The organism is Acinetobacter sp. TUM15064, from assembly GCF_008980265.1.
Classification (GTDB): domain Bacteria; phylum Pseudomonadota; class Gammaproteobacteria; order Pseudomonadales; family Moraxellaceae; genus Acinetobacter.
This window is the reverse complement of sequence record NZ_BKFU01000223.1, coordinates 1-444: the sequence shown is the minus strand read 5'-3', so window position 1 is coordinate 444 and position 444 is coordinate 1. Positions and strand designations below refer to the sequence as shown.

The 444-nt window shown below is 41.7% G+C and carries 1 pseudogene; it reads left to right on the top strand.

Annotation, left to right across the window (positions count from 1 at the left end):
- Positions 1 to 47 precede the first annotated feature (47 nt).
- Positions 48 to 444, top strand: a pseudogene (locus tag GBI16_RS18525) (DNA polymerase III subunit beta); the annotation flags it as partial.

Here is a 444-nt window from a genome sequence, read left to right as displayed (position 1 = left end):
ACACTGCTAACATTTTTATCGGCTTCCGTTGTAAGAGGAATAAAATCGTGCGTTTGAAAATCGCTAAAGAAAGTTTACTCAATGTTTTGTCACACGTTGTGGGTGCGGTGGAGCGCCGTCATACGTTGAATATTCTTTCAAACGTTAAAATTCAAACCACACAGCAGGCCTTGACGATCACAGGTTCTGATTTGGAAGTTGAGTTGGTAGCCAGTACGACCTTAGCTGATGGTGCTTGTATAGAAGCAGGTGAAACGACGGTTCCTGCGCGTAAATTAGTCGAAATTTGTAAGTCACTTCCTAGTTCGGCTTTGATCGATTTACAAATCACAGAAGATCAACGTTGTATCTTGAAATCAGGTAACAGTCGTTTTGTATTGGGTACTCTTCCAGCTGAAGACTATCCACTACTTTCTACTGAGAATAGTTTAGGGACGCAAGTTC